Raw genomic sequence first — 25710 nt, 5'->3', positions numbered from 1 at the left:
CGAGGGCTTTAGGCGAGCTTGTCTTTCCGGCGCGCGGCTGGCACTAGATCGGCGACCTTTGCCGGACCTCGCCTGAATGCCCTTCACCATCGCCACCTGGAACATCAACTCCGTGCGCCTGCGCATGCCGATCGTCGAGCGGCTGCTGAAGGAGCACGCGCCCGATATGCTCTGCCTGCAGGAAACCAAGGTGCCGGACGAGCTCTTCCCGGAAAAGGCGTTCCGCAAGGCAGGCTATGAGCACATTCTGTTTCATGGCCAGAAGGGCTATCACGGCGTCGCCACGGTCGCCCGCCGGCCGATCGAACTGGTCGAGAAGCGGCGGTTCTGCGAAATCGACGACAGCCGGCATCTGTCGGTCAGGATACAGGCGGGCGGCAAATCGGTGCTGGTGCATAACTTCTATGTGCCGGCCGGCGGCGATGAGCCGGATCCGGAGATCAACCGCAAATTCCGCCACAAGCTTGATTTCGTCTACGAGATGAACTCCGTGCCGGCGAGCGGAGACGAATCCTCAGCGTCGATCCTCGTCGGCGACCTGAACATCGCGCCGCAGGAGCACGACGTCTGGTCGCACAAGCAGTTGCTCAACGTCGTCAGCCACACGCCTGTCGAGACGACAAATTTCGAGGCGATGCGCGAGGCCGGCGGCTGGGTCGACCTGATGCGGCTCAACGTGCCGGCAGAGCAGAAGCTCTACACTTGGTGGAGCTATCGCGCGAAGGACTGGGAGGCGTCGAATCGCGGCCGCCGCCTCGACCATGTCTGGTCCTCGGCCAACCTGGTGCCGGTTTTCAAAGGCTACGAGATCCTGCGGGCGGCGCGCGGCTGGGAGAAGCCGTCCGACCATGTGCCGGTGATCGCGCGGTTCGATCTGGATTGACGCGCGGCCCCGGGCGCCCGCCTCTCAGATTCGTCCTGGGGCGGAGCGACGCGTAGCGGCGCGCAGACCCTAGGATGACGAACGCGCCGATCGACGCCTGACCACCACGCTACCCCGTAAAGCGCGGCGCCAATTCCTCGATGCGGGCGATCATCTGCTGGAACTCCTCCAGGATGCGCTCATGCAACAGAACCGCGATCTCCGGATATTCTTCCAGGATCCGGTGGAACATCTTGCGGCTCAGTCGGATCACTTCCGAATCGACTGCGGCGGAGGCGCTGGTCAGCCGGTTGGTGTCGGCGATCAGCGCGAGTTCGCTCAGCATGGTGCCGGGACCCGCAGTGCCGATCGGGACGCGTTCGCCGCCTAGCTCCCGATAGAGCGTGATCAAGCCGCTGACCACGATGTAGGCAGAGTCGGCGACGTCGTCCTCGCGATAGAGCTTATGGTCGGCCTGCAGCACGGTGGTCTCGGCGCCGAAGGCGAGCAGGCGCAATTGCTCCTGCGTGAAGCCCTGGAAAAGCTTCACACCGGACAGGATGAGGATGTCGTCATCCAGCGCCATCCTAGCTGTGTCCCCGAGCGGTCAGTCCAGTCCCTCCTTTGGAGCGGCGCGCCCTCCTGGGCACGCGAGAAACGCTCCGCCATGCATCGTACGATGCGTGCAACGAGCCGATCCATCACCCTCCAGCACCAGGATCGTACCCGAAGCGGTCCCGCCCGACCGCTCTAACTCTTTTGGCTCAATTCCGGACGGAAGGCTACGGCGAAGCCGCCAAGCCCGACCGTTTCGTACTATTTCTGGAATTGTTCTAGATCATCAAATGTTTAAGGAACCAGCTTGTAGCCGCCGCTTTCTGTCACAAGAATTTCGGCATTGGAAGGATCGCGCTCGATCTTCTGGCGCAACCGATAGACATGGGTCTCCAGCGTGTGCGTGGTGACGCCGGAATTGTAGCCCCAGACCTCTTCCAACAGCACGTCGCGGGTGACCACCTTCTGGTCGGCGCGGTAGAGATATTTGATGATCGAGGCTTCCTTCTCGGTCAGCCGCACCTTGGCGCCGCGCGGATCGATCAAGAGCTTCTGGCTAGGCTTGAACGTGTAAGGGCCGACCGAGAAGGTCGCGTCCTCGCTCTGCTCATGCTGACGAAGCTGGGCGCGGATGCGCGCGAGCAGCACGGCGAAGCGGAAAGGCTTGGTCACATAATCGTTGGCGCCGGCCTCGAGACCCAGAATCGTGTCCGAATCGGTGTCGTGGCCCGTCAGCATGATGATCGGCGCCTTGTAGCCGCCCTTGCGCAGGATCTTCACCGCCTCGCGGCCGTCCATATCCGGCAGGCCGACATCCATGATGAGCAGGTCGACGACGCCGCCGCGCGCCGCGGCAACGCCTTTTGCGGCGGTCGATTCCTGCTGGACGTCGAATTCTTCGTAAAGCGCCAGCTGCTCGACCAGAGTGGCGCGCAGGTCGTCGTCGTCATCGACGATGAGAATGGTGCGTGATGTCATGGATATCAATCCGTTGTTTTAAAAAGAATATTCAGTTGACCTCCCCCCATTTATGCGGAAGCTCACCGGCGCAACAGCCGATCACAGTGATTTGTTCCGTGGCACGATCATACAAGAAAAAACGCGCTCGCAATGCGGCGGACGCATTTTTGCCGAAAGGCTTGCGCGTTTTGGTGGTGCGAGCGCGCCCCGGCAACCCCGCGCAAGGCTTCCTGCAAGCCGGCAAAACGGTGTTCCCCTGCGCGCTGGGGCGCAGCGGCATCACCGCCAACAAGCATGAAGGGGACGGCGCGACGCCACTGGCGTCGATGCGCATCCTGTCGGGCTATTTCCGGGGCGATCATTTTCCGGGCGGACGCCGGACAAGGCTGCCGATGACGCCGATCGGTCCGGATCTCGGCTGGTGCGAGGTGCCGGACGACCGCAACTACAACCGTCCGGTCAAGATCCCCTATGGCGCGAGCCATGAACGGATGAAGCGCGACGACCGGCTCTACGATGTCTGCCTGGTGCTCGACTGGAACATCGCGCCGCGTCGGCGCGGGCGCGGCAGCGCGATCTTCTTCCATCTGGCGCGGCCGGGCTTCACGCCGACGCAAGGCTGCGTGGCGGTGACGGCGCGGACCATGGCGAGACTGCTTCCGTTGCTGTCGGACAGGACGGTGGTGAAGGTGGTGAGGTAGGCAATAGGCAATAGGCAATAGGCAATAGGTTTCCTTCCCTATTGCCTACTGCCTAATTCCTACTGCCTCTTTCCCGGTTTCTGCCAACCTGTCCCCAGCAGTCCGATCTCGCGGAACTCGCGGTCCAGCGCCTTTGTGATGTCGCGGCGCCGCCCGCCGATGTCGCGCAGGTCGCGATCGGAAAGGTCTTCGAGGGATTCCCCAGGTAAGGTGGCGGCGACGCGAGCCTGGCGCAACCAATCGCCCACCGAACGCAGCCTGAGGGTCAGGCCCGAGGGTGATTCCAGGGGAGTACAGGGCTTCAGGGCGATCTCAGACATGGTTCTATCCGTGTTCTCCGGATATCAAATCCGGTTTGATGGTGTTTCGATGAAGCCATGATGCCGGATTGAAAAACAAACGGGAAACGAGTAGTTCTTTTCTGATCATCAAGTTTTATTTGGAGATCGCATGTCCAAGCTGCTGCCGGGAACGCGGGCGCTGAGGACGTTCGAGGCGGCCGCCAGGCATCTCAACTTCACCCGCGCGGCCGACGAGCTCGGCCTGACGCCGGCGGCGGTCAGCCACCAGATCAAGGAAATCGAGGATCAGCTCGACCTGGTGCTGTTCACGCGTACCAGCCGCACCATCCGGCTGACGGAGGCTGGCAATGTGCTGCTGGAAGCCTCGGTCGATGCGCTCGACCTGCTGAATCGCGCCGTCAGCCGCGCCCGCAAGATGACGCGCGGCACGGCGCTGCTGAAGGTGACGCTCGACGCCCAGTTCGCGACGAAATGGCTGATGCGGCGCGTCGACGACTTCCGCCAGCAGAAGCCAGGCGTCGAATTGCGCTTCGACATCACCTACGACGTCAGGGATTTCGAGCGCGACGATGTCGATATCGGTATCCGCTTCGGCACCGGCAAATATCCGGGGATCATCGCGCATCGTCTGTTCGAGAACATCATCATCCCGGTGTGCAGCCCGGCGCTGCTGGCGTCAGGTCCGCCGCTGAAGGAGCCGCGTGACCTCTTCAACCACACGCTCGCGCATATCGAATGGTCGCGGCAGGGCGTGACCTGGCCGAACTGGAGCATGTGGATGCATGCGGCCGGCGTCGACGATTTCGACGACAGTCGCACGCTGGTGTTCGGATCCTCGACCGACGCCATCCAGGCGGCGCTCGACGGCAACGCGGTGGCGCTTGCCGACTTTGCCATGGTGGCCAACGATCTTTCGCAGGGGCGCCTGGTGCGGCCCTTCGAGCTCGGCATCAGGGTCGCGCCGGAATTCGCCTATTTCCTGGTCTATCCCGAGGCGGCGAAGGACGACGCGCGGATCATCGCCTTCCGCGAATGGCTTCTGGACGAGGTGGCGAAAACGCCGACATAGAGACCTGTCATCAACCCGCCGGTGCCGCCGGCGCACCGAACCAGCCGATGACGGCACCGATGATCAGCATCACCCCCAGCCAGTGGCCGGCATCGATCAGGGTGAGCGCCCAGCCGAAACCTTCATAGCGGTGGTTGACGGCAAGCGTGGTGGCGATGAAGCCCAGCCAAAGCACGAAGCCGAACAGCAATCCCGCGACCGGGTTCGGCTCGCCGCCGGTGATCGCCCCCACCACCAGCGTCAGGACGAGCGCCATGATGAGCTCGGCGATGAAACTGACGACGAAGGGAACGACCGAGCGCTGCATGGTGGCCGGGTCGAGCTTGGCCGCCTTCAGCCAGAGCTTGCTCAGGCTCATATACCAGGCGGCGCCGAACAACCATGCGACGACGGCGGCGAGGATCACCGCCAGCCAGTTCACGACCGAAAAATCCATGCTTCCCCCCTCCAGATCGACACGCGATGGAACGCTTGTTCGGCGATCGCGTCAAGCGAGGCGCCAGACGGTCGTGCGCTTGACCTCGGCATCCTCCAGCACGCGCGTCACCGGAACCTGGTAGACGGCAAGCGATTGCAGCCCGGTCTTCGGCAGGTAGGCGCGGCCGGGATCGCCGACGAGGATCTCGGCTCCGCGCGCCTTCAGAGACCCGAGCCAGGGCAGCAGCCTGTCGGCGAAAGCCTTGTCGTAGAAGACATCGCCGGCAAGAACGACGTCCCAGCCATCGTCGGTGCCGACGCAATCCGTGCCGAGGAATTGCGCCTCAACGCCGTTGGCTTGGAGATTGATGGCGATCGCCGTCTCGCAGAACGGGTCGATGTCGGCGGCGATCACCTGCTTCGCGCCCGCTTTGATCGCGGCGATGGCGACGAGGCCCGAGCCGGAGGCGAAGTCGAGCACGCGCCTGCCGCGAACGGTCCCCGGGTGGTCGAGCACATAGCGGGCGAGACCCTGGCCGCCGGCCCAGGCGAAGGCCCAGAAGGGCGGCGGCAGGCCGATCTCGGCCAGCTCCTCCTCGGTGCGCAGCCACAGGTCATGCGCCTCGTCGGCAAGGTGCAGAAGCACTTCCGGCACATGCGGCGGCGCCATCAGCGCCGTGTTGTCGAGGATGAAGTTCTTCGCGCTTTTCGGCGTAAGTCGTTTCACGGCGCCGGGTTGAGCTCGGCCATGCGGCAGACCTCTTTCCATTCGGCCGGCGTCACCGGCTGCACGGAAAGCCGGCCGAGCCGCACCAGCGCCATCTCGGCGAGCTTGGGGTTGGCCTTGACCTGTTCCAGCGTCACCGGCTTCGGCACGTCCCTATAGGCGCGGATGTCGACGCATTCCCAGCGCGGATCGTCGGTCGTCGTATCGGGGTGCGCCAGCGCGCAGACCTCGGCGATGCCGACGATGTCGAGCCCCTCATTGGAATGATAGAAGAAGCCGAGATCGCCGATCCGCATCGCCTTCATGTTGTTGCGGGCGGCGTAGTTGCGCACGCCGTCCCATTGCGTGCCGGCCTTGCCCTTGGCCTTCAGCGCCTCGAAGGAAAAGACCGAAGGTTCGGACTTGAACAGCCAGTAGTTCATATTTCTTGTCCCATCGCTTTGCCGCCACGCATGGCGTTCCCGTCTATGCTTACTCTCTCGCCGTCGCCGCGGCGAGAGCCGCGAACGATCACGCGCCGGCAGGCTTCTGGAAGACCCAGTTCCACGGACGGATCTGGACGCTTTCGAACAGGCCGGCCTTGGCGTAGGGGTCGGCGGCGGCGAGCGCTTGGGCCCCAGCCATGTCCGGCGCGTCGATCATCACCAGGCTGCCGTCCGGCTTGCCGTCGGCGTCGAGGAAGGGACCGGCAAAGGCAAGCTTGCCTTCGCTGATCAGGCCTTCCAGGAACGCCGCATGCGCCGGCCGCGTGTCGACGCGCAGCTGCAGGCTGCCGGGCTTGTCCTTGCAAATCAACGCAAACAGCATTTTTCAGCTCCGATGGTTCAGATGTCGGTTTCGGTCTTGAGCGGGCGTGTCATCAGCGCGGTCACCGCCTGGCCGATGGTCACCTTGCCGTCGAGGATGGCGGCGACGGCGGAAATGATCGGCGCCTCGATGCCACGCTCGGCGGCGATGCGGGCGGCGATGCCCGCCGTCGGCACACCTTCGGCCAGCGGCAGGCCGGCAAGCGGCTTGCCCTGGCCGAGCGCCAGGCCGTAGGCGAAGTTGCGCGACTGCGCCGAGGAGCAGGTAAGCAAGAGGTCGCCGAGGCCGGAAAGCCCCATCAGCGTCTCCGGTTTCGCACCGAAGGCGGCGCCGATGCGGCGCAGCTCGACGAAGCCGCGCGTCACCATGGCGGCCTGGGCGCTGGCGCCGAGGCCGGCGCCGGTGATCGCGCCGGCGGCGATGGCGAAGACGTTCTTCAGCGCGCCGCCGATCTCGACGCCGATCAGGTCGTCGCTGGAATAGCAGCGCAAGTTCTCGGCCGAGAAGCGGGCGGCAAGCTCGGCCGCCAGTTCCGCCTCGCGGGCGGCGACCACCACGGCCGTCGGCAGGCCGCGCGCGACGTCGCTGGCAAAGCTCGGACCGGAGAGCGCCGCGACCGGATTGCCCGGCAGGCTCTCCTCGACGATCGCCGACAGCAGCGCGCCGGTGTCGCGTTCGATGCCCTTGGCGCAGAGCACCAGCGGCACGCCCGCAGGAACGTGGTTGCGGGCATGGGCGAGCACAGCGCGCAGCGATTGCGCCGGCGTCACGGCGAGCACGCAGTCGGCGCCGCCGAGCGCCGTGGCCATGTCGCTGGTGGCCGCGATGCCGGGTTCGATGCCGATGCCGGGCAAATAGCGCGGGTTCTCGCCCCGGGTGATGGCGGCGACGGTTTCGGTGTCGCGCGCATAGAGTCGGACATCGTGGCCGGCACGCAGCATGGCCAGCGCCAGCGCCGTGCCCCAGGCGCCGCCGCCTAGCACCGCGACGCGCCAGCCGCTGCCCGGGCTCCTGCCGCTCGCTCCCTTCGCGCTCATGCCTTGGCACCGCGCCGGCCCGAGCCGACCAAAGGCGCGGAAATGCTGTCGAGCGGCCAGCGCGAGCGCGGCACGAAATCGGCAGTGTTTTCGTCGGCAATGCCGGCGCGCAGCCGCTCGATGCCGGCCCAGGCGATCATCGCCGCATTGTCGGTGCAGAGTTTTTGCGGCGGGGCGACGAAGGCGAAGCCCGCCCCGGAACAAAGCGCCTCAAGCGTCGCCTTGATGGCGCGGTTGGCGGCGACGCCGCCGGCGACGACCAGCGCCGGCTTTGCGTGGCCGGGAAATTCGCGGCGGAAGCGGGCAAGCGCGCGGCCCACGCGATCGCCCAGCGCGTCCGCCACCGCCGCCTGGAAGGAGGCGCAGATGTCGGCAACGTCCTGGTCGCTCAGCGGCGCGATCGCGGTTGCCGCCTGGCGCACCGCCGTCTTCAAACCGGAGAAGGAGAAGTCGGGCTGCGCCGAGCCCTTCATCGGGCGCGGGAAGGCAAAGCGGTTCGCATCGCCGCCGGCCGCCGCCTTCTCGACATTCGGACCGCCGGGATAGGGCAGGCCGAGCATCTTGGCGGTCTTGTCGAAGGCTTCGCCCAGCGCGTCGTCGATCGTCGTCGCCCAGCGCTGGTAATCGCCGACGCCGCGCACCGCGACGATCTGGGTGTGGCCGCCGGAGACGAGCAGCAGAAGATAGGGGAAGTCGAGACCATCGGTCAGCCGCGCCGTCAGCGCGTGGCCCTCGAGATGGTTGATCGCGATCAGCGGCTTGTTCGCGGCGGCCGCGATCGCCTTGGCCGTCATCAGGCCGACGATCAGCCCGCCGACCAGGCCCGGCCCCGCTGTCGCGGCAATCGCGTCGACCTCGTCGAGCGACACCTTGGAGTCTTCGAGCGCCGCCTCGACAATCCCGTCCAGCGCCTCGACATGGGCGCGCGCGGCGATCTCCGGCACGACGCCGCCGAAGGCCGCGTGCTCCTCGATCTGGCTCAGCACGACATTCGATAGGATCTTTGGGGACAGGATTTCGGGCGCGGCAGCGCCGTCCAGCGCCACCACGCTGGCCGCCGTCTCGTCGCAACTCGTCTCAATGCCCAGAACCCGGATCAATTGTCGCTGTCCTCGAAGATTGTCTGACCGGCGTTTACTAGATAGGACAAGCGCGGCAGATCTCGAAACTGCCCGGGGGTTATCACGGACCGCGCGCCATGCAAACTTTGAAAATCGGAACACGCGGCAGCCCGCTGGCGCTGGCCCAGGCGCATGAGACGCGGGCGCGGCTGATGCGGGCGCATGGCCTGCCCGAGCAGGCGTTCGAGGTGGTGCCCATCTCGACCAGCGGCGACCGCATCCAGGACCGGCCGCTCTCGGAAGCAGGCGGCAAGGGCCTGTTCACCAAGGAAATCGAGGAAGCGCTGCTCGACGGCCGCATCGACATCGCGGTGCATTCGTCGAAGGACATGCCGACGGTGCTGCCCGACGGGCTGGAGCTTGCCACCTTCCTGCCGCGCGAGGACGCGCGCGACGCCTTCATCGGCAAGAAGGTGAAGCGGATCGCCGACTTGCCGCATGGCGCCACGGTCGGGTCGTCGTCGCTGCGGCGCCAGGCGCTGCTTCGCCGCATGCGGCCGGATTTCGAGGTGGTGATCTTCCGCGGCAATGTCCAGACGAGGCTGCGAAAGCTGGACGAAGGCGTCGCCGAGGGCACGATCCTGGCCTATGCCGGGCTGAAGCGGCTTGGGCTCGAACATGTCGTCACCGACCTGATGACGCTCGAGGACTTTCCGCCGGCGCCGGGCCAGGGCGCGATCGGCATCGAAACCCGCATCGGCGACCGCGACGTCAAAAAAATGCTGGCGGCGATCCATCATGTGCCGACCGGTCAGGCGCTCACCTGCGAGCGCGCCTTCCTGGCCGCCCTCGACGGCTCCTGCCGCACGCCGATCGCCGGCCATGCGACGGTCGCGGGCGAAAGACTGTCCTTTGTCGGGCTGATCATCTCGCCCGACGGCACGGAATCGCATGAGGTGCGGCTGGAGGGCGAGGCGGCGGACGCGGCGGAGATCGGCCTCGACGCCGCGCGCACGGTTCGCGCCAGGGCCGGCGCTAAGTTCTTCGACGGCTGGGCCTGACATGGTCCGCGTCCTGGTGACGAGGCCGGAGCCTGGCGCATCGCGCGCGGCACGACGCCTCGAAGCCCTGGGATTCCAGCCTGTCGTGCTGCCGTTGACCGAGACGAGCGCCTTGCCGGTCGAGGCGGGCATCGGCGGCGATGCCGTCGCGGTCGCTGTCACCAGCGCCAATGCGGTGCGGCATGCGCCGAAACCGCTGGTCGCGGCGCTTGCGGGCCTGCCTTGCCGCGCTGTCGGCAAACGGACGGCCGAGGCCTGCCGCGCGGCGGGATTTCTCGCCGTCACGGAGGGGCCAGGCGACGCCCAGGCGTTGGCCGACGGCATCGCGCGCGACCTTGCCGGCAAGACAATCGTCTATCTGTGCGGCCGCGTCCGCTTCCCCGTGTTCGAGCAGCGGCTGAGGGCGGCGGGCGTGCATGTCCAGGCAATCGAGAGTTACGACACAACAGCGATCGATCCTGGCGATGCCGATGTGGTCGCCCGGCTGTCGGGCCGGCCGATCGACGCCGCGCTGCTTTATTCGGCCAAGGCAAGTGCTGCGCTGGTCGGCCTGATGGCGCGGCCGACGCTGCGGCATCTCTTTGAAAGAACGCAATTCCTGGCGCTTTCGGCCCGTGTCGCCGAACCGATGGAACGGGTTGCCGGCAGCAGGATCCGCGTCGCGTCCCAGCCTGAGGAAGAGGCGTTGCTCGCGCTTTTGTCGCAACCGCGCTAGGCCGCGTCATCACACCGCCCCTTTTCACCGCTTGGTGATGTGCTAGAGCATCCTGACGCTCTGGACCCATTGATCCATCTCCAAGCCATTTTGCGGAGCCCAAGCATGGTCAAGACGCCGAAGATGCGACATTCGAAGACCCGGCGCGAGCCGGTGACCATCGAACTCGAGCCCGGCGCCGTCTCGCGAATCACCGGCGAGGATGCCGCGAAGGCCAAGGCCGCGCAGACAGATGAGGCGAAGGCGGAAGAAGCCGCCGCCGCTTCGCAGCCGGAAGCGCCGGACGAGCCGATCCATGCCGAGCAGGCCGATATCGAGCCGTGGGAGCATAGCGACGCCCCCCAGGCCGCGGCAGATAAGCCCGAGACCGACAAGCCCCATACCGATAAGCCCCAGACCGGCAACGACGAGCCGGAAAAGCCTTATCCCAGCGGTTCCGATGCGGCGAAGAGCCAGCCGCGCGGCTTCGACTACAATTTCGAGGATGCATCCGCGCCCGGGGCCAACGCCTCGGCAGCGAAACCAGGCGATACGAAGAGCGAGGATCGCGTGCCGCAGCCGCCGCGCAAAGCCGGCGTCAATGCCATCGCCGCCGGCGTCGTCGGCGGGGTGATCGCGCTTGCCGGGGCCGGCCTGCTGCAGGCGGTCGGGCTGATTGGCACGCCGGGATCGAACGGCGGATCGCTCGACGGCGTCAATGGCGAGATCGCCTCGCTGAAAAGCGAGATCGCGGCGCTGAAGGAAAAAGGCGACACAGGCGCGTCGGCCAAGGTCGACGGCCTGTCCTCGGCGCTCGACCAGGTGAAGTCGGATATCGCGGCGCTGAAATCCTTGGCTGCGCAGAGCAGCGACGGCGTCGCGCTCAAGGCGCTCGGCGACAAGGTCGGCCAGATCGAGACGACCGTCGCCGACCTACAGAAGAACGGCAATGCCGCGCCCGTCGATCTCGGTCCGCTCAACGAGAAGATCGCCGGGCTCGACGCTCAAGTGAAATCGACTGGCGACGCGGCCAAGGCCGTGGATGGCCGGGTGGCGGCGCTGGAGCAGTCCGTATCGCAGCTTTCCGGCAAGGTCGAGGCGCAGGCCTCGCAGCCCAAGATCGCGCTGGCGATCGCGGCGTCGGCGCTGAAGTCGGCGCTTGACCGCGGCGCGCCCTTCGCCACCGAGCTCGACACTTTCGCGGCAATCGCGCCGGACGCGCCCGAGCTCGCGGCGCTGCGCTCCTATGCCGAGAAGGGCGTGCCGACTCGCGCCACCATCGCCTCGGAGGCCGATGCCGCCGCCAACGCCATGGTCGAGGCGGCAAGGCCTGCCGACCAGAATGCCGGGTTCTTCCGGAGTCTGCTGTCGAGCGCGGAATCGCTGGTCAAGGTGCGGCCCGTCGGTGCTATCGAAGGCAAGGGCGCGCCGGAAACCGTCGCCCGCATGGAAGTGGCGGTCAACCAGGGCGACTATGCCAAGGCGCTCAGCGAATATGACACGCTGCCAGATGCCGCGAAGGCGGCCGGCGCCGACTTTGCCGGCAAACTGAAGGCGCGGCTCGAGGTCGAAAAGCAGCTCGAAGCGCTGATTGCCGGCGCGACGAAGGCGTAAGGAGACAAGATGATCCGCCTCCTTGTCTTCCTCGCCGTCGTCTTCGCGCTGGGGCTGGGCTTTGCCTGGCTGGCCGACCGTCCGGGCGACATGATCGTCACCTTCAACGGTTACCAGTACCAGGTCACGCTGATGGTGGCGGCAGTGGCGATCGTCGCCGTGGTCGCCGCGGTGATGATCGTCTGGTGGCTGATCAAGTCACTGTGGAACAGCCCTTACACGATCTCGCGCTATTTCCGGGTGCGCCGCCGCGACCGCGGCTACCAAGCGCTGTCGACCGGCATGATCGCCGCCGGCGCCGGCGACGGCGCGCTGGCGCGCAAGAAGACCAAGGAAGCCGCCAAGCTGATCAACTCCGACCAGGAGCCGCTGATCAACCTCCTCGACGCGCAGGCGTCGCTGCTCGAAGGCGACCATGAAGGCGCGCGCGAAAAGTTCGAGCGCATGCTCGACGATCCCGAGATGCGGCTGCTCGGCCTGCGGGGGCTCTATCTGGAGGCCGAGCGGCTCGGCGACCGCAATGCCGCGCGCCACTATGCCGGCCGCGCGGCGGCGGTTGCGCCGCAGCTCGCCTGGGCGGCGGAATCGACGCTCGAGGAACTGACCGAACGCGGCGACTGGGATGGCGCGCTGAAGCTGGTCGATGCGCAGAAATCGACCAGGCAGATCGAGCGCGACGTGGCCAACCGCCGGCGCGCCGTGCTGCTGACGGCCAAGGCGCAGGCGCTGGTCGACAGCGATCCGAACGCGGCCCGCACCGCGGCGCTCGAAGCCAACAAGCTGGCGCCCGATTTCGCGCCGGCCGCAGTGATTGCCGCCGATCTGGTTATCCGGCAAAACGACGTGCGCAAAGGCTCCAAGATTCTGGAGGCTGCCTGGAAGGCCGAGCCGCATCCCGATATCGCCGAGCTCTACACCCATGCCAGGCCGGGCGACGCCGTGCTCGACCGCCTCAACCGGGCGAAGAAGCTTCAGGAATTGAAGAGGAATCATCCCGAGTCGTCGATGGCGGTGGCGCGCGCGGCGCTCGACGCGCAGGATTTCGCCACCGCGCGGCGCGAGGCGGAGGCGGCGATACGCATGGATCGCCGCGAGGGCGCCTATCTCCTGCTCGCCGATATCGAGGAGGCCGAGACCGGCGATCAGGGCAAGGTCAGGCAGCTGCTGTCGAAAGCGGTGCGCGCGCCGCGCGATCCGGCCTGGGTGGCGGACGGCGTCATCTCCGAGCGCTGGGCGCCGGTGTCGCCGGTCACCGGCAAGCTCGACGCCTTCACCTGGCGCGCGCCGATGGAGCGCCTCGGCCAGCTGATAGACAGCGAGGCCGATGTCGCGGTGCCGGCGATCACGGCTGCGCCCGCCGCCGCAGCTGCCGAAAAGGCGATCGACATCGTTGCCGACGCGCCCGTCGATAAGCCCGCGTCAGCGAATGGTGGCGAGAAGGTCGCGGCCGTTGCGGACGCCGTCAGCGAGCCCGAAACCGGCGGGCGGGATTCGGAGCTGCCGCCCCTGCCGGACGATCCGGGTATCGCGCCGGAAGAAGAAGCGGAAAAATCGCCGCGCCGGTTTCGTTTGTTCTGAGGCAAGGCTTTGGCGGGCAGGGAAAAGGTATCGATGTTCGAGCGTGTATTGGCCTTCCTGAGGGATCTGCCGGCCGGCGGCGAAGCCAGGCCGAGCGCCGACGATCCGCGCGTCGCGGCTTCCGCGCTGCTCTACCACGTGATGAACGCCGACGGCGTGCGCCAGGACGTCGAATGGGAACGCTTCAAGCAGATCCTGGCCGAGACCTACTCGGTGAGCGGCGAGGAGCTCGATGCGCTTGCGGCGGCCGGCGAGCGCGCCGACAATGAGGCGATCGACCTCTACGCCTTCACCAGCGTCTTGAAGCGCGATCTCGATGCCGAGGCGCGCAAGGCCTTCATCGGCCTGATGTGGGAAATCGTCTATGCCGACGGCGAATTGCACGAGCTCGAGGACAACACGGTCTGGCGGGTCGCCGAATTGATCGGCGTCGAGCGCCGCGACCGCATCGAGGCGCGCCGGAAGGCGGCGGCCGAGGCGCCTGGCGCCAAGGGCAAGCCGAGCGACGAATAACGGGACCCTTCGCCTTCCATGCCACCCAGACCGAGGCCGAGACCAAAGATCCTGATCGTGCTGCATCAGGAGACTTCGAGCCCCGGCCGCGTCGGCCATATGCTCCTGGAAGAAGGCTTCGACCTCGATATCCGCCGGCCGCCGCTCGGCGACGAGCTGCCCTGCACGCTTGACGATCATGCGGGCGCGGTGGTGTTCGGCGGTCCGATGAGCGCCAATGACGAGGACGAGTTCGTCCGCCGCGAGACCGACTGGCTGGAAATCCCGCTCAAGGAGAACCGGCCGTTCCTTGGCATCTGCCTCGGCGCGCAGATGCTGGCCAACCATCTCGGCGGCAAGGTCGAGGGTCATGGCGAGGGCCTGGTCGAGATCGGCTGGTATCCGCTGAAGGCGACCGAGGCCGGCAAGAAACTGCTGCACTGGCCGGAGATGGTCTACCAGTTCCACCGCGAGGGCTTCTCGCTGCCCAAGGAAGCGACGCTGCTGGCGACCGCGGAAACCTATCCCAACCAGGCGTTTCGTTACGGCGAGAATGCCTGGGGCATCCAGTTCCACGGCGAGCTGACACGCATCATGATGCATCGCTGGGTAGTGCGCGGCGCGCATCGCTTCGAATTGCCCGGCGCGCAGCCCGGCCGCGACCATCTCGGCGGCCGGCTGATCTGGGACATGCATCTCAAGCGCTGGCTGGGCGAGTTTCTGGGTCTGATTTTCGGCAGGCCGGCTGTGGAATAGTCGATAGCCCTGAGTGGACGAGCTTGCGCCTATCGGCTCGTTGGCTGCGAATCCCGGGCGGAAGGCAGGCTGGCCTTGAGGAAGCGGTGCCAGGCGCCGCCAAGAACAAGCGCGGTCTCGGCCGCACCGAATCCGGCCGAGGAAAGGCCTTGCGCCAATTTCGGGAAATCGAGGTTCGATCTGAACCAGGACGGCTGGGCGGGAAAGCTCGCGGTCGCCTCGACATCGCGGGTCCAGCGGCCCTCGCGCATCCAGCGCACCACGCTGTCGGGCTGGTCCTGGCAGAGATCCGAGCCGATGCCGAGATGGTCAGGTCCCATGATCCCGGCCGCTTCCGCAGCCATTTTTCCGAACTGCTCCAGCGTGGTGTCCGAGCCGTCCGGAAGGTGCAGCGGGTAGAGCGACAGGCCGAGCAACCCCTCCTTTGCGCGCAATGCCTGCAAGAGGGTCTTGGAAACATTGCGGTTGCTGTCGCGCAGCCAGCGTGGATTGGCGTGGCTGACGACCACCGGCCGCTCTGAGAGCGCGATCGTTTCCAGCGCGGTCCGCTCGCCGGCATGCGACAGGTCGATGATCATGCCGAGCCGGTTCATCTCGGCGATGGCCTCGCGCCCCATTCGCGTCAGGCCGCTGTCCTCCTTTTCCATCCAGCCGCAGCCGAGCAGCGACTGGTTGTTATAGGTGAGCTGCATGAAGCGGATGCCGAGATCGAAAAGCATCTCGATCAGGCCGATGTCGTCCTCGATCGGCATCGGGTTCTGCAAGCCGAGAAAGATGGCCGTGCGGTTCGTGGCCCGCGCCCGCTCGATGTCGCCGGCATTGCGCGCCAGGAGGATCAGGTCCTGATTATCGCGAAGCCAAGTGCGCCAATCGACCAGGTGGCGCACGGTCTCGCGAAAGCCCTCGTGATAGCCCACCGTGGCGTGGACCGCGGTCAGCCCGCCCCGGCGCATCTCCTCGAAAATCGCGCGCGACCAGTTGCAGTATTGCAGCCCGTCGATGAGCACCTGCGGCGCGTCGGGGGTCATTCGGGCGCACCCGCGTGGATGTAGGATGTCTTGACCTGCGTGTAGAACTCGACCGCCGAACGGCCCTGCTCGCGCGGGCCGTAGCTCGAGGCACGAACGCCGCCGAACGGCACATGATAGTCGGTGCCGGCGGTCGCCAGGTTGACCATGACGCAGCCGGAACGCGAGGCGTGGCGGAACTTCGTGGCGCGCGCCAGCGAGCGCGTGGCGATGCCTGCCGTCAGCCCATAGGGCGTGTCGTTGGCAAGGAAGATCGCCTCGTCGAGATCGTCGGCTGGAATGACGCAGGTGATCGGTGCGAACATCTCCTCCTGGTTGATGCGCATGCGCGAGCGCCCGTTGAGGAATATGGCGGGCGCCATGTAGTGGCCGCGATGCGCCAGATCGAGCGCCTCGCCGCCGGTCGCAAGCTCGGCGCCCTCGCTGATGCCGAGCGCCACATAATCGAGATTGGCCGAGAGCTGCTCGGCGCTGACGACCGGCCCCATCTGGACGCCGGCCTCGAGTGCATGGCCGACCTTCAGGGCCCTGGTTTTCGCCAGCAGCTTCTCGACGAAGGCGTCATGCACCGGCCGGTGGACGATCAGGCGGGACGAGGCCGTGCATTTCTGACCGGTGCCGCCGAAGGCGCCGTTCACCGCAAGGTCGACGGCGCGCTCGAGGTCGGCGTCGTCCATGATCACGAACGGATTCTTCGACCCCATTTCGAGCTGCAGCTTCACGAAGCGCGCGGCGGCGAGCGCGGCGATGCCGGAGCCGACGGCGCCCGAGCCGGTGAGCTCAACCCTTGTATGTCGGCCTTGGCGGCAAGCTCGCGGCCGATCGTCGAGCCCGATCCCATCACCAGGTTGAACAGGCCTTTCGGGATCGCCTGCCGGCTGATGATCTCGGTGAGCGCCCAGGCACTGGCCGGCGTGACGCTGGCCGGCTTCCAGATGACGGCATTGCCGAAGGCCAGCGCCGGCGCGATCTTCCAGGACGCCGTGGCGATGGGGAAATTCCAGGGCGAGATGATCGCGACGACGCCGAGCGGCTCGCGCTCGACCAGCACGTCAACGCCCGCCCTGACCGAGTCGGCCGAGGCGCCCAGATTGCGCAGCGCCTCGGCGGCGAAATAGGTGAAGAACTGGCCGGCGCGATAGACTTCGCCGACGCCCTCGGGGAGGGTCTTGCCCTCCTCGCGCGACAAAAGCTCGCCAAGCTCCTTCGAGCGCGCCATCAACTCGCGCCCGATGGCGTCGAGAACGGTGGCTCGCGCTTCGAGGCCTGCCGCCGCCCATTCCCGCTGGGCGCCTTGCGCCGCAGCGGCGGCGTCATGGATGTCGGACGGCCGCGCCTGGGAGAAACGCCCGACAACGTCGGTCACGTCGGATGGATTGATATCCTCGACCCAGTCGGCACCATCGCGCCATTCACCTGCAACGAAGTTCTGACCGCTCAGCATCGTGTTCGACCTGCATCAATTCGGTTGACAACGACCTAACCAATGCTGTGAACTTCAATCAAGCTCAATTTTTGGCGTAAATGTTCAGGCAAGCTTAACAGTGACCAAAACCATCAGCCTGACCGGCATGCGCAGCTTCGTCGCGGTCTGCGAGACCGGAGGCGTGCGCGCCGCGGCGGACCAGATCGGCCGCACGCCGTCGGCCGTGTCGATGACCCTGAAGCAGCTGGAGGACGATATCGGCGCGCCGCTGTTCGAAAGCGAGCGCAAGGGCGCGCTTTCGCCGGTCGGCCGCATCGTGCTCGACGAGGCGCGCGCCATGATCGCGCATTACGATCGCGCCTGCCTGGCGATGACCAGCTACGCGGCGGACCGGCAAGGCCGCTGCGACGTGGCCAGCGTGCCTTCGGTCGCGGTGACATTGCTGCCGCGCGCGATCGCCCAGCTTCGTGCCGAGGGCAGCCGGTTCGACATCCACGTCCGCGACAGCGATTCCAGCGCCATCGTCGAGGCGGTTGAGAACGGCATGGTGGAGGTGGGCCTCTGCGTGCTCGCCACCAGGCGGCCGCAACTCAGCTTCGAGCCGCTGTTCCATGAGCCGCTCGATTTCGTCTGCCCGGCCGACCATCCCCTGGCAGGATCGAAGCGCCCGTTGAAATGGGGTGAGCTCGACGGCGAGAGCTTCATCCGCAACGGCGCGGCCGCGGCACTCGGACTGGCCGAAACCGAAGCGCTTGCCGCCGGCTCCAAGCTCACCGCGACCAATGTGAGCTCCAACCTGGCGATGGTGGAGGCCGGGCTCGGCGTCACCATCCTGCCCCGGCTCTGCCGCTGGAAATCGAGCCACGACGTTCGCTTCGTGCCGCTTGCCGATCCGCGTTCGAGCCGCACCGTCGGCTGGATCGCCAAGGAGGGCCGTAACCTTCAGCCGGCGTCGCTGCGCTTCATCGAATGCATCCGCCTGCAGACGCGGGCGAGCGAAGAGGAGTTCGGCTATGCGGCGGCATGATCGGTGGGTGAGGCTATGACACGCCTGACGCAAGCCCGCATCGAAACGCTCGCCCGCGCCGCGCTGATGCGCCATGGCGCAAGCGAGCGGCAGGCCGGGGCGCTGGCCGCCGGCATCGCGGCCGCCGAACGCGACGGGTTGAAGTCGCACGGGCTGATGTATTTGCCGACCTATTGCGAGCATCTGACCTGCGGCAAGGTGCTGGGGCAGGCCGAACCGCGCCTGACGCGGCCGGCTCCGGCGGTCGTCGCCGTCGATGCCGCCAACGGCTTCGCGCATGTGGCAATCGCCGTCGGCCTGCCGGCGCTGGTCGAGGCGGCGCACGCGCAGGGCGTGGCCGCGCTCGCCATCCGCAACTCCTACAATTGCGGCGCGCTCGGCTACCACACCGAACGGATCGCCCAAGCCGGCCTGGTCGGTCTGGGCTTCACCAACGCGCCAGCCTCGATCGCGCCGTGGGGCGGCCGCAAGGCGGCGCTGGGCACCAATCCCTGGTCGCTTGCGGTTCCGGACGGACAAGGCGGCGCGCGCTTCGTCATCGACCAGAGCGCCAGCGTCGTCGCCAAGAGCGAGGTCATCAAGCGCGCCCGCGTCGGCGAGCCGATCCCACCCGGCTGGGCTTTCGACGCAAGCGGGGGGACGACCACCGATGCCGGCGAGGCGTTGAAGGGCACGATGGCGCCGGCGGGCGGCTACAAGGGCGTCGGTTCCGCGCTCTTGGTGGAGATCTTCGCCGCATGCCTGACGGGAGCCAATCCCGGGCTTGTCGCCAGCCCCTTCTCCGGCACGGCCGGTGGCCCGCCGGGAACCGGGCAGTTCTTCCTGGCAATCTCGCCCGATGCGACGTCGGGCGGCGCGTTCGCGGGCAATCTGGAAACCGTCGCTGGCGCCTTCACCGGCGAGGCGAGGCTTCCCGGCACAAGGCGCTTCGGCGCGCGCGAACACAACACCAGGGACGGTATCGACGTCGCGGCCGAGACGCTCGCCACGCTCGAAAAGCTGGCCGGGACCGCCGCATGACGGCGATCGCGCTGCGCCCGCCGGAGGTGGTCATGCGCCTTGAGCGGCTGGGCGCGGCGCATCCGACGCGGCTCAGCTTCCTGCGCCAGTTGATCCGCCGCGCCACCAGGGAGAAATGGCGCGTCCGCAAGCACCTGTTCGACCTCGACGACAACGGGTTCGGGCGTGCGGTCTATGCCGTCGAGACGCCGGCAAGGACCTACAGTCTGGTTGCCTTCTCGACCCCGCTCGACGACGAAAAGCGGTCCGACCGGGTGATCGCGCAGGCCTGGGACACGAGCTACGTGCTTTACGACGGATTGCCGGACGCCGCCGAAATCGAGCGGCTGGAGGCAAATGCGCCGCTGCAGGAGGCGAGCCGCTACACCAGGAGCGAGCTGGTGCTGGCGCGCGCCAACAAGAGCGTGCGACTGTTCGAGGACGTGGCGTCGGCGCTGGCGCGGGGAGAACAGCCGGACGAGGAGCAACTTCTCGGCGTCGGCTATCTGCTGCGCACCACGGCCGTTTACGGCAACGGCAAGTTCGGCATCGCCGACCGCGACGAGATCGCGACACGGCCGGAGCTTGCCGGATCCTTCCAGGCCGAGATGCTCACCGTCTGGCTGATCCGGTCCTTCACGCTCGACCTTGTCGATCATATCGCGCGTCGCCGCAACCCGGCCGGCGCGGCAAGGCTGGCGCCGCAATTGCGCCGGGCGCTCGGCGTGGGCAACGCGACCGGACTCGGCATGGCGCCCTTTCTCGTGCGCCACCCTCTGCTTACGCATAGCTGGTTCCTGGCGCGCGAAACAGCGCTGGCGCGGGTGCGCGCCGAAGAGCATACCGGCGCGACGGAACGGGACGCTTTCTTGAAAGCGCTCGCCGATCTACGGCAGCGCGTCGCCCGCTGGCACAGCGACGACGACCGTCAGGCCGCCGCGACCCGGTCCTTGGCCACCGATCTCGATAGACTGTCCGAAAACCTCGACCGGCTTCTGGCGAAACCGCAGCCCTGGGATGCGCTCTACCGCTTCGCGGAAGAGCACTTCTCCCTGGAAGGGCAGGAGGCCTGCGTCTCGTTGATCCTCGAGCCGCACGGGGCGCTGGTCGACGAGCTCGGCGACATGATGAAAGCCGACGAGACGCCTGGCCATGCCATCGACGGCAGCATGAGTTGCGCTTCGCTTCGCCGGGCGCTCCTCGACAGCTATTCCTGGGCGGAAAAAGTCGACTTCGCCGATCCGGCCGCCAACGCGCGCTTCTGGTATGTGTCGGCGGAGAAGCTCGAGCCCCGGCTCGGCGAGCGGTTCGAGGAAGACGGCGCCGAGTTCGAACAACCTTTGGCCACCGCGCGCGACGCGCTCAGCCTGGCGGCCGCGCTGGCGCAGGAGCCGGCCTCGGCCCGTGTCGCGGACTTCCTGCTGCGCCGGCCCGAATGGCGCCATGCGGTGCGGCGCGCGCAAATCGTGGCGAAATTCCCCTATGCCGAGATCCACGACAATCTGATCGGCGCCGAGTTGCGGCCCGTCGACATATTGCGCGCCAAGCTGGCCTTCTTCGGCGCGCGCAGCTTCGATCCGCGCTCGGACCGCTGGCTGCGCATCGCGCTGTTCAGCGGCGAGCCGCTGATCGAGGATGTCGCCACGATGGCGGGAGAGGCCGCATGATCGACCTGTCCCTCAACGAGGTGGAAACGCTGAGCGCCAAGGCGGCCCGAGGCGCCGGATTTTCATGGGGACTGGCCGAGGATATCGGCCGCGCCGCGCGCCGGATCGCCGTCGAGGACGACAATTGGGGCATAGCCATGCTGAGCCTCGCCGAAAACGCGCAATCCCTCGACCCGCCCGATCCTGCTCGGGCAGCGGGCTGGCGAAGAGGCGAGGCCGACAAACCTGCCCAAACGCCGCTCTGTCCGATCCGAACGGCGGCCTTGCTGCTCGACGATCCGCTTCCGGCGAGCGCGCTGCCGCTGGCGATCAGCAATGTCGGTCTGCCCATCTGGCTCGACGCCATGCTGCGCCGCTCGGCCATGGTAGTGCGGCCTATAGGTCCGGCGATGCGCGCCGATGTCGTCGTCGAGCTCCGCGCAGAAATCGGGCAGCCGATCACGGGCCGGCGCGGCGCGATCGACGAGCGGACGCTTGCGGCGCTCAATTGCTTCGCCGCCAGAACCTATGTGCCTGAAAGCGAGCGATCGCGCATGCGCGGCGCAGGGGGCGGCCGGGTGGACGATGAATAAGAAGGGGAGAACAAAATGAGCGCAGCCGAGGGCCAGAAGATCGCCATGCGTGGGGCGGGCTACTACTCGGCCAACACCGTCGGCGCCAAATACGTCATCGACAAGGTCGGCGATCTCGTCGTCAAGGCGGTCGCCGGGATGCCCCGACTGGCCGATGGCCAGCCATTCGCCGTCGCCGATTTCGGCGCCGCCGACGGCGGCACCTCGATGGACATGATGCGGCGGCTGGTCGGCGCCGTTCGAGAGAGGGAACCGGACCGTACGATCTCGATCACCTATACCGACCTGCCCCATAATGATTTCTCGACCCTGTTCCGGTTGAGCCAGGGACTGCTCGGGAACTCGACGGACATTCCGCTGGCCGAAACGCCCGGGCTCTACATCTTCGGCAGCGGCACCAGTTTCTACCGCCAGATCCTGCCGGACAATTCGCTGTCGTTCGGCTTTTCCGCCACGGCGATGCACTGGATCAGCAAGCGGCCCTGCATGATCGCCGATCATGTCCAGGCGGTCGGCGCGACCGAGGCCGAGCGGGCGCAGTTTCGCGCGCAGGCGCTGCGCGATTGGGAGACGATCCTGTTGGCGAGGGCCCGTGAGCTGAGGTCCGGCGGCCGGCTGGCGCTGGCCAACTTCTGCGTCGACGAGGAAGGGCGCTATCTCGGGCACACGACCGGGGTCGACATGTTCGACAGCTTCGCGCGCCATTGGCGCGATTTGCTTGCAGCGGGGCGGATCAGCGAGGCGGAATATGTCGACGCGACGTTCCAGCAATTCTACAAGACGCCGGACGAGTTCGCGGCGCCCTTCCGCGATCCCGCTTCGCCGGTGTCGCGGGCAGGGCTGAGACTAGAGAACATCTTCACCATGGTAACGCCGTGCCCCTATGCCGAGGCCTTCCGGGTCCATGGCAGTGCGCAGGATTTCGCCAAGGCCTATGTGCCGACGCTCCGCTCCTGGTCGGAAACCGTCTTTGCGAACGCGCTCGATCCCTCGCGTCCCGCCAATGACCGTGCCGCAATCGTCGACGATCTCTACGGCGCCTACGAAGCCGATGTCGCGCAGGCCCCCGAGGGCCATCGGATGGACTACGTCCACTGCGTGACGGAGATCGTCAAAGAGTAGGGATACCGCCATCGCGAACTTCGCGCGGCTCGGTGTCAGGTGCTTATGTGAAATCCCGGGTTAAACAGTTTCAAGCCGCTGGTTCGGCGGTGAGCTCCTGGATTTTCCCGAGAAGATTTTTGACCAGCAGCTGGTAGACGCGGGTGAGTTCGTCCGGCGACAGTTCAACTCTGATGTCGTACTTGCCGGAATAGTTCACCTGGAGATCGACGGTTCCGAACAGCGTCGTTGCGCCATCGCGAATGTCGGTCGCCACGATCATGTTCGCCAATGGCTGATCCAGCAGAATGACGCCTGGTTCTCCCGGATGATTGTGCGTCGTCGTGCGTATCTTCACAACGTAACCCTCCTGTTAGGCCCGACCAAAATAGAAGCCGTCCCCTCGAAACGCGAGGAACAAATGGATGGTATCGGCGCGGCCACGAATCTGTGTTATGCGCCGCCCGATCAACCAAAGGACTACACCCGTGAGCGAACTGACCTTGGCCGAGGCGACCGAAAACATCTATGCCTCACTCCGAGCGGACAATGCCGACATCGATGCGCATATCGCGGCGCTCAAGGCAGCGTTGGCGCGAGAGGGAAAAAAGCAAGCTGTCTTCGATCCGACCAAGCTGGTGCAGAACAACCGCGCCGGCCGCAAGCTGATGCAGGCCTATTTCCGTCAGCGCGGCGTCAGCGTGAGCTTTTCCGAGTAGGAGACCGCAGGCAGAGCCGATCTCCACCACCGGCACCGGAAAGGACCGGATCAACCGGATCACGGCGCTGCCGCCGCTGGTTCGTTCCTTCTCATCGTCAGCTCGTAGTTCAGCCGGTATCGGCCGCCCTCGAAATTCCAGATCAGCGGGTTGCGCACGCCATCTATCGAGCTGGCACCGGCCGGCAGGCTGGGGAACTCCTTGGCATGGCTGGGATCGTTGGGGCTGGTGTCGTCCTGCTCGAACACCTTCATCCCGGCATGGTCGACAAAGGTAAGGTCCGTGCTGCCGAAGCGTGTCGCCCAGTCCTTCTGGTCGGCGGAGTCGTCGCAGTCGAACTCGACCTCGCCCCCAGCCGGGAAGCGGATAGTGCGGCTGTCGATCGACAATTGCGTGAAGATGTCGTCGGAGCCGAATTCGGGATTGGTCTCGTCCTCGCAAATCAGCGCCTTGAGCTCGAGATTGCGCACCGTGGTCTGCATGGAGGCGCGCACCCGCACCGGCTGGCTTCCGGCAGCGGCCTGGTGAATGACGAGATAACCATGCGTTCCGTCGCCCATGGCGTCGGTTACGATGCGGCTGGTGCCTGAGATCGCGACCGGCGGCTCGCCGCCATGCGGGTTGTCGAATTCCTCCAGCGTCGCCTTGTAGCGGCTCGGATCGGGTAGGCCATCAGCGGTCAGCGTCACGGTCTGGTCGGCGCCGCTGTCGGCCTGGCCGACGACGTCGAAGCGGAACCAGGCTTCGTCCTGATTGCCGAGCAGGCTGCCGGCTTCGGTCAGCGAGGCGAATTGCGGCGGCTCGCCCGGCTGCAGCGGGCAGGCCTCTTCCCTGGTCGCGCAGGTGTGGCGGCGCACCAGGAGCGCGTAGTTGCCCTGCCATTTGCGGTCCTTGCCGGTGACGCGGATGAAGAATTCCTTGGGCAGCGAATAGGTGTGCACGGTGAAGATGTGTTCGCCGTCCTGCACGGTCCTCGTGCTGCCATAGTAGCTGGAGATCGGCGTCGTCATGTTGGACGGCTGGTAGATGTCGATGTCGACGTCCGGATTGTCGGGGCCGATCGAATAGCTGCCCGCGTCCTGACGCACGACATGGAACCATTGCATGGAACCCGGATAGCGAATCTGGGTGACGTCCTGGCCGTTCCTGAAATCGATCAGCTCTTCGGCCTGCGGCTTGCCGTCGGGCCCCTTTTTCGCCGCCAGATTGACGGGATAGGCGATCGACGGGCTGCAGAAATTATTGCCCAGGTTGAGGTCGGCCGTCAGAAGATTGTGGTCGCTTTCGAGGTCGACGAAATCGGTCGGGATGGTCACGTGCTGAACGCAGATCGGTCCCTCGATGCCGCCGCTCAGATAGGGCTTCGGTGCGGCGAGGATATAATCGTAGCGCTCGCCATCGATGTAGTTGGAGATTCCGGGATCGGCACGGTTGGTCACCGCCCAGCTGTCATAGTGCTGGGATGTCCAGTATGTGCCGGGGGTGGCGAAGCGGCGCGCCCACTCGCCCGTCGGCTGGTGGAACAGCGGCACGTTCAGGTCGCCCATCACCAGCACGCGCTCGCGCTTGCGTTGCGCTGCCGTCAGAGGCGACAGCGTCGTCTCGATCAGCTTCTCGATCTGATCGAACTGCGCATCGCGCGCGTCGGCATGCAGCTCGGCCGGGTTTTTGTCGAAATAGTCAGCCTGCATATGGGTGAAAACCACCGTGTAGTTGCTTTGCGAGGGCAAATGCAGCAGCCGCACGATCGCCGCGCCCTTCCCCGACAGGCAGTCGACACCGCCGCAATGGTCGTAGAGGGTGAAGCCGACCTCGTCAGTCACCGCATCCAGTGTCTCGCCGTCGTTCCTGCCCCATTTGAAGCTGTCGTCGGGCAGCGGCATGAACTTGAAATCGTTCTTGGCAAACAACATCAGGCCGCTGTCCTCGCCGTCGATCTTCTCGACCGGCTCGCCATAGATCGCCACCGCAGCCGCCGGATCGAGACTGGTGATGGCGTCGACAAGAGCCTGCGGTCGAATCTTCAAAAGCGCGGCGTCGATTTTCCGGACATAGTTCGGATAGACTGGTGAAAGCTTGTCGATGAGGATCTGCTTGGCATCCTCATCCCATGCCTCGTTGATGGCAATGATATCGAAGCGGTCAGTATCCTTCAGGATCGTGTCGGCCAGATGCCTGGCCTGCTTTTCGGTCTGGCCCCGGATCTGCACCAGACAGTCAGCAAAGTTCGGATTGGCGCATTTGAAGATCGGCGAGAGCAGATAGGCATTGAAAGTCGCGACGCGAACCGTCTCGACTTCCTGCGCCCTGGCGCCGCCGATCGGCGAGGCAATCAGCGTGACAAGCAGGATGATCAACCTGGCCAAACCCTGATCTGACCAGAACGAGCGTCCGGAATGAACCATGGCAATTGCCCCCATCGTCGCCTCATCGTCAGGCTGGCGAATAGTAGCAAACGGGAGCGCCCGAACCGTGAAG

General features: G+C 66.1%; 27 protein-coding genes and 1 pseudogene. 15 read left to right on the top strand and 13 right to left on the bottom strand.

Features of this window, described 5'->3' with window-relative positions:
• The first annotated feature begins 76 nt into the window (after positions 1-76).
• Positions 77-883 (top strand): exodeoxyribonuclease III, encoded by an 807-nt coding sequence (gene xth / locus MJ8_RS31265; RefSeq protein WP_201412375.1) that lies wholly within the window; start codon positions 77-79, stop codon positions 881-883.
• Positions 884-992: 109 nt separating this feature from the next.
• On the opposite strand, the gene MJ8_RS31260 is transcribed toward xth, so the two are convergent.
• Both MJ8_RS31260 and MJ8_RS31255 read right to left on the bottom strand, forming a co-directional pair.
• Complete coding sequence (locus tag MJ8_RS31260; protein ID WP_201412374.1) at positions 993-1448, bottom strand: Crp/Fnr family transcriptional regulator; 456 nt, start codon at positions 1446-1448, stop codon at positions 993-995.
• 263 nt (positions 1449-1711) lie between these two features.
• A complete protein-coding gene (locus tag MJ8_RS31255; RefSeq protein ID WP_040991447.1) occupies positions 1712-2395 on the bottom strand; it encodes a response regulator transcription factor in 684 nt (227 codons plus the stop codon).
• Positions 2396-2544: 149 nt separating this feature from the next.
• On the opposite strand from MJ8_RS31255, the gene MJ8_RS31250 reads away from it, so the two are divergent.
• Positions 2545-3078, top strand: coding sequence for a L,D-transpeptidase family protein (locus MJ8_RS31250; protein ID WP_225248085.1), 534 nt, complete (start codon positions 2545-2547; stop codon positions 3076-3078).
• Between the two features lie 59 nt (positions 3079-3137).
• Here the strand turns inward: MJ8_RS31250 and MJ8_RS31245 are convergent, their stop codons facing one another.
• Positions 3138-3398 (bottom strand): hypothetical protein, encoded by a 261-nt coding sequence (locus MJ8_RS31245; RefSeq protein ID WP_201412372.1) that lies wholly within the window; start codon positions 3396-3398, stop codon positions 3138-3140.
• Positions 3399-3528: 130 nt separating this feature from the next.
• Here MJ8_RS31245 and gcvA point away from each other — a divergent pair, with 130 nt between their 5' ends.
• Entirely contained in the window at positions 3529-4449 is a 921-nt protein-coding gene (gene gcvA / locus MJ8_RS31240; protein WP_201412371.1) for a transcriptional regulator GcvA, read from the top strand.
• Between the two features lie 10 nt (positions 4450-4459).
• Here gcvA and MJ8_RS31235 read toward each other — a convergent pair whose 3' ends face one another.
• From MJ8_RS31235 to tsaD, 6 genes are all read right to left on the bottom strand, one after another.
• Complete coding sequence (locus MJ8_RS31235) at positions 4460-4885, bottom strand: DUF1761 domain-containing protein (RefSeq protein WP_201412370.1); 426 nt, start codon at positions 4883-4885, stop codon at positions 4460-4462.
• 51 nt (positions 4886-4936) lie between these two features.
• A complete protein-coding gene (locus MJ8_RS31230; protein ID WP_201412369.1) occupies positions 4937-5635 on the bottom strand; it encodes a class I SAM-dependent methyltransferase in 699 nt (232 codons plus the stop codon).
• Entirely contained in the window at positions 5590-6015 is a 426-nt protein-coding gene (locus tag MJ8_RS31225) for an EVE domain-containing protein (protein ID WP_201412368.1), read from the bottom strand. Before MJ8_RS31225 ends, MJ8_RS31230 begins: the two co-directional genes overlap by 46 nt.
• 88 nt (positions 6016-6103) lie before the next feature.
• The gene (locus MJ8_RS31220) at positions 6104-6400 is read right to left on the bottom strand and encodes a YciI-like protein (protein WP_140753950.1); all 297 of its coding nucleotides are present in this window, start codon (positions 6398-6400) and stop codon (positions 6104-6106) included.
• Between the two features lie 17 nt (positions 6401-6417).
• A complete protein-coding gene (locus MJ8_RS31215) occupies positions 6418-7437 on the bottom strand; it encodes an NAD(P)H-dependent glycerol-3-phosphate dehydrogenase (RefSeq protein ID WP_201412367.1) in 1020 nt (339 codons plus the stop codon).
• On the bottom strand, positions 7434-8534 hold the full coding sequence (gene tsaD, locus MJ8_RS31210) for a tRNA (adenosine(37)-N6)-threonylcarbamoyltransferase complex transferase subunit TsaD (protein ID WP_201415634.1): 1101 nt from the start codon (positions 8532-8534) through the stop codon (positions 7434-7436). The genes MJ8_RS31215 and tsaD overlap by 4 nt, the downstream gene beginning before the upstream one ends.
• Before the next feature lie 101 nt (positions 8535-8635).
• Here tsaD and hemC point away from each other — a divergent pair, with 101 nt between their 5' ends.
• The 6 genes from hemC to MJ8_RS31180 all read left to right on the top strand — a co-directional run bounded on the left by hemC (position 8636) and on the right by MJ8_RS31180 (position 14693).
• Positions 8636-9559 carry a hydroxymethylbilane synthase gene (gene hemC, locus MJ8_RS31205; protein WP_201412366.1) on the top strand — a complete coding sequence of 308 codons (924 nt, stop codon included), beginning with the start codon at positions 8636-8638 and terminating at the stop codon, positions 9557-9559.
• A gap of 1 nt (position 9560) precedes the next feature.
• A complete protein-coding gene (locus MJ8_RS31200) occupies positions 9561-10274 on the top strand; it encodes a uroporphyrinogen-III synthase (RefSeq protein WP_201412365.1) in 714 nt (237 codons plus the stop codon).
• 105 nt (positions 10275-10379) lie between these two features.
• Positions 10380-11867, top strand: a complete 1488-nt coding sequence (locus tag MJ8_RS31195) for a COG4223 family protein (protein WP_201412364.1) — start codon at positions 10380-10382, stop codon at positions 11865-11867.
• Between the two features lie 9 nt (positions 11868-11876).
• Entirely contained in the window at positions 11877-13445 is a 1569-nt protein-coding gene (locus MJ8_RS31190) for a heme biosynthesis protein HemY (RefSeq protein ID WP_201412363.1), read from the top strand.
• A gap of 33 nt (positions 13446-13478) precedes the next feature.
• Complete coding sequence (locus tag MJ8_RS31185; protein ID WP_201412362.1) at positions 13479-13958, top strand: TerB family tellurite resistance protein; 480 nt, start codon at positions 13479-13481, stop codon at positions 13956-13958.
• Between the two features lie 18 nt (positions 13959-13976).
• A complete protein-coding gene (locus MJ8_RS31180; protein WP_201412361.1) occupies positions 13977-14693 on the top strand; it encodes a glutamine amidotransferase in 717 nt (238 codons plus the stop codon).
• Positions 14694-14722: 29 nt separating this feature from the next.
• On the opposite strand, the gene MJ8_RS31175 is transcribed toward MJ8_RS31180, so the two are convergent.
• Together MJ8_RS31175 and MJ8_RS31170 are read right to left on the bottom strand one after the other, a co-directional pair.
• Positions 14723-15721 carry a membrane dipeptidase gene (locus MJ8_RS31175; protein WP_201412360.1) on the bottom strand — a complete coding sequence of 333 codons (999 nt, stop codon included), beginning with the start codon at positions 15719-15721 and terminating at the stop codon, positions 14723-14725.
• Positions 15718-17165 (bottom strand): annotated as a pseudogene (locus MJ8_RS31170) (aldehyde dehydrogenase family protein). Before MJ8_RS31170 ends, MJ8_RS31175 begins: the two are co-directional and overlap by 4 nt.
• Before the next feature lie 100 nt (positions 17166-17265).
• On the opposite strand from MJ8_RS31170, the gene MJ8_RS31165 reads away from it, so the two are divergent.
• From MJ8_RS31165 to MJ8_RS31145, 5 genes are read left to right on the top strand one after another with little or no spacing between them, the layout of a single operon-like run.
• Positions 17266-18174 carry a LysR family transcriptional regulator gene (locus tag MJ8_RS31165; RefSeq protein WP_201412359.1) on the top strand — a complete coding sequence of 303 codons (909 nt, stop codon included), beginning with the start codon at positions 17266-17268 and terminating at the stop codon, positions 18172-18174.
• A gap of 15 nt (positions 18175-18189) precedes the next feature.
• Positions 18190-19194 carry an Ldh family oxidoreductase gene (locus tag MJ8_RS31160; protein WP_201412358.1) on the top strand — a complete coding sequence of 335 codons (1005 nt, stop codon included), beginning with the start codon at positions 18190-18192 and terminating at the stop codon, positions 19192-19194.
• Positions 19191-20840, top strand: coding sequence for a hypothetical protein (locus tag MJ8_RS31155; protein WP_201412357.1), 1650 nt, complete (start codon positions 19191-19193; stop codon positions 20838-20840). The genes MJ8_RS31160 and MJ8_RS31155 overlap by 4 nt, the downstream gene beginning before the upstream one ends.
• Positions 20837-21412 (top strand): DUF3726 domain-containing protein, encoded by a 576-nt coding sequence (locus tag MJ8_RS31150; RefSeq protein WP_201412356.1) that lies wholly within the window; start codon positions 20837-20839, stop codon positions 21410-21412. Before MJ8_RS31155 ends, MJ8_RS31150 begins: the two co-directional genes overlap by 4 nt.
• Positions 21413-21427: 15 nt before the next feature.
• Positions 21428-22534, top strand: coding sequence for an SAM-dependent methyltransferase (locus MJ8_RS31145; RefSeq protein WP_201412355.1), 1107 nt, complete (start codon positions 21428-21430; stop codon positions 22532-22534).
• Positions 22535-22604: 70 nt separating this feature from the next.
• Here MJ8_RS31145 and MJ8_RS31140 read toward each other — a convergent pair whose 3' ends face one another.
• Positions 22605-22871 carry a hypothetical protein gene (locus MJ8_RS31140; RefSeq protein WP_201412354.1) on the bottom strand — a complete coding sequence of 89 codons (267 nt, stop codon included), beginning with the start codon at positions 22869-22871 and terminating at the stop codon, positions 22605-22607.
• A 97-nt stretch (positions 22872-22968) separates the two neighbouring features.
• Here MJ8_RS31140 and MJ8_RS31135 point away from each other — a divergent pair, with 97 nt between their 5' ends.
• Entirely contained in the window at positions 22969-23232 is a 264-nt protein-coding gene (locus MJ8_RS31135; RefSeq protein WP_201412353.1) for a hypothetical protein, read from the top strand.
• A 59-nt stretch (positions 23233-23291) separates the two neighbouring features.
• Here MJ8_RS31135 and MJ8_RS31130 read toward each other — a convergent pair whose 3' ends face one another.
• On the bottom strand, positions 23292-25637 hold the full coding sequence (locus MJ8_RS31130) for an endonuclease/exonuclease/phosphatase family protein (protein WP_201412352.1): 2346 nt from the start codon (positions 25635-25637) through the stop codon (positions 23292-23294).
• Positions 25638-25710 lie beyond the last annotated feature (73 nt).

It is taken from the genome of Mesorhizobium sp. J8, from assembly GCF_016591715.1.
GTDB lineage: Bacteria > Pseudomonadota > Alphaproteobacteria > Rhizobiales > Rhizobiaceae > Mesorhizobium.
The sequence above is the reverse complement of the archived record's forward strand: the minus strand, read 5'-3'. Positions and strand labels throughout refer to the sequence as shown.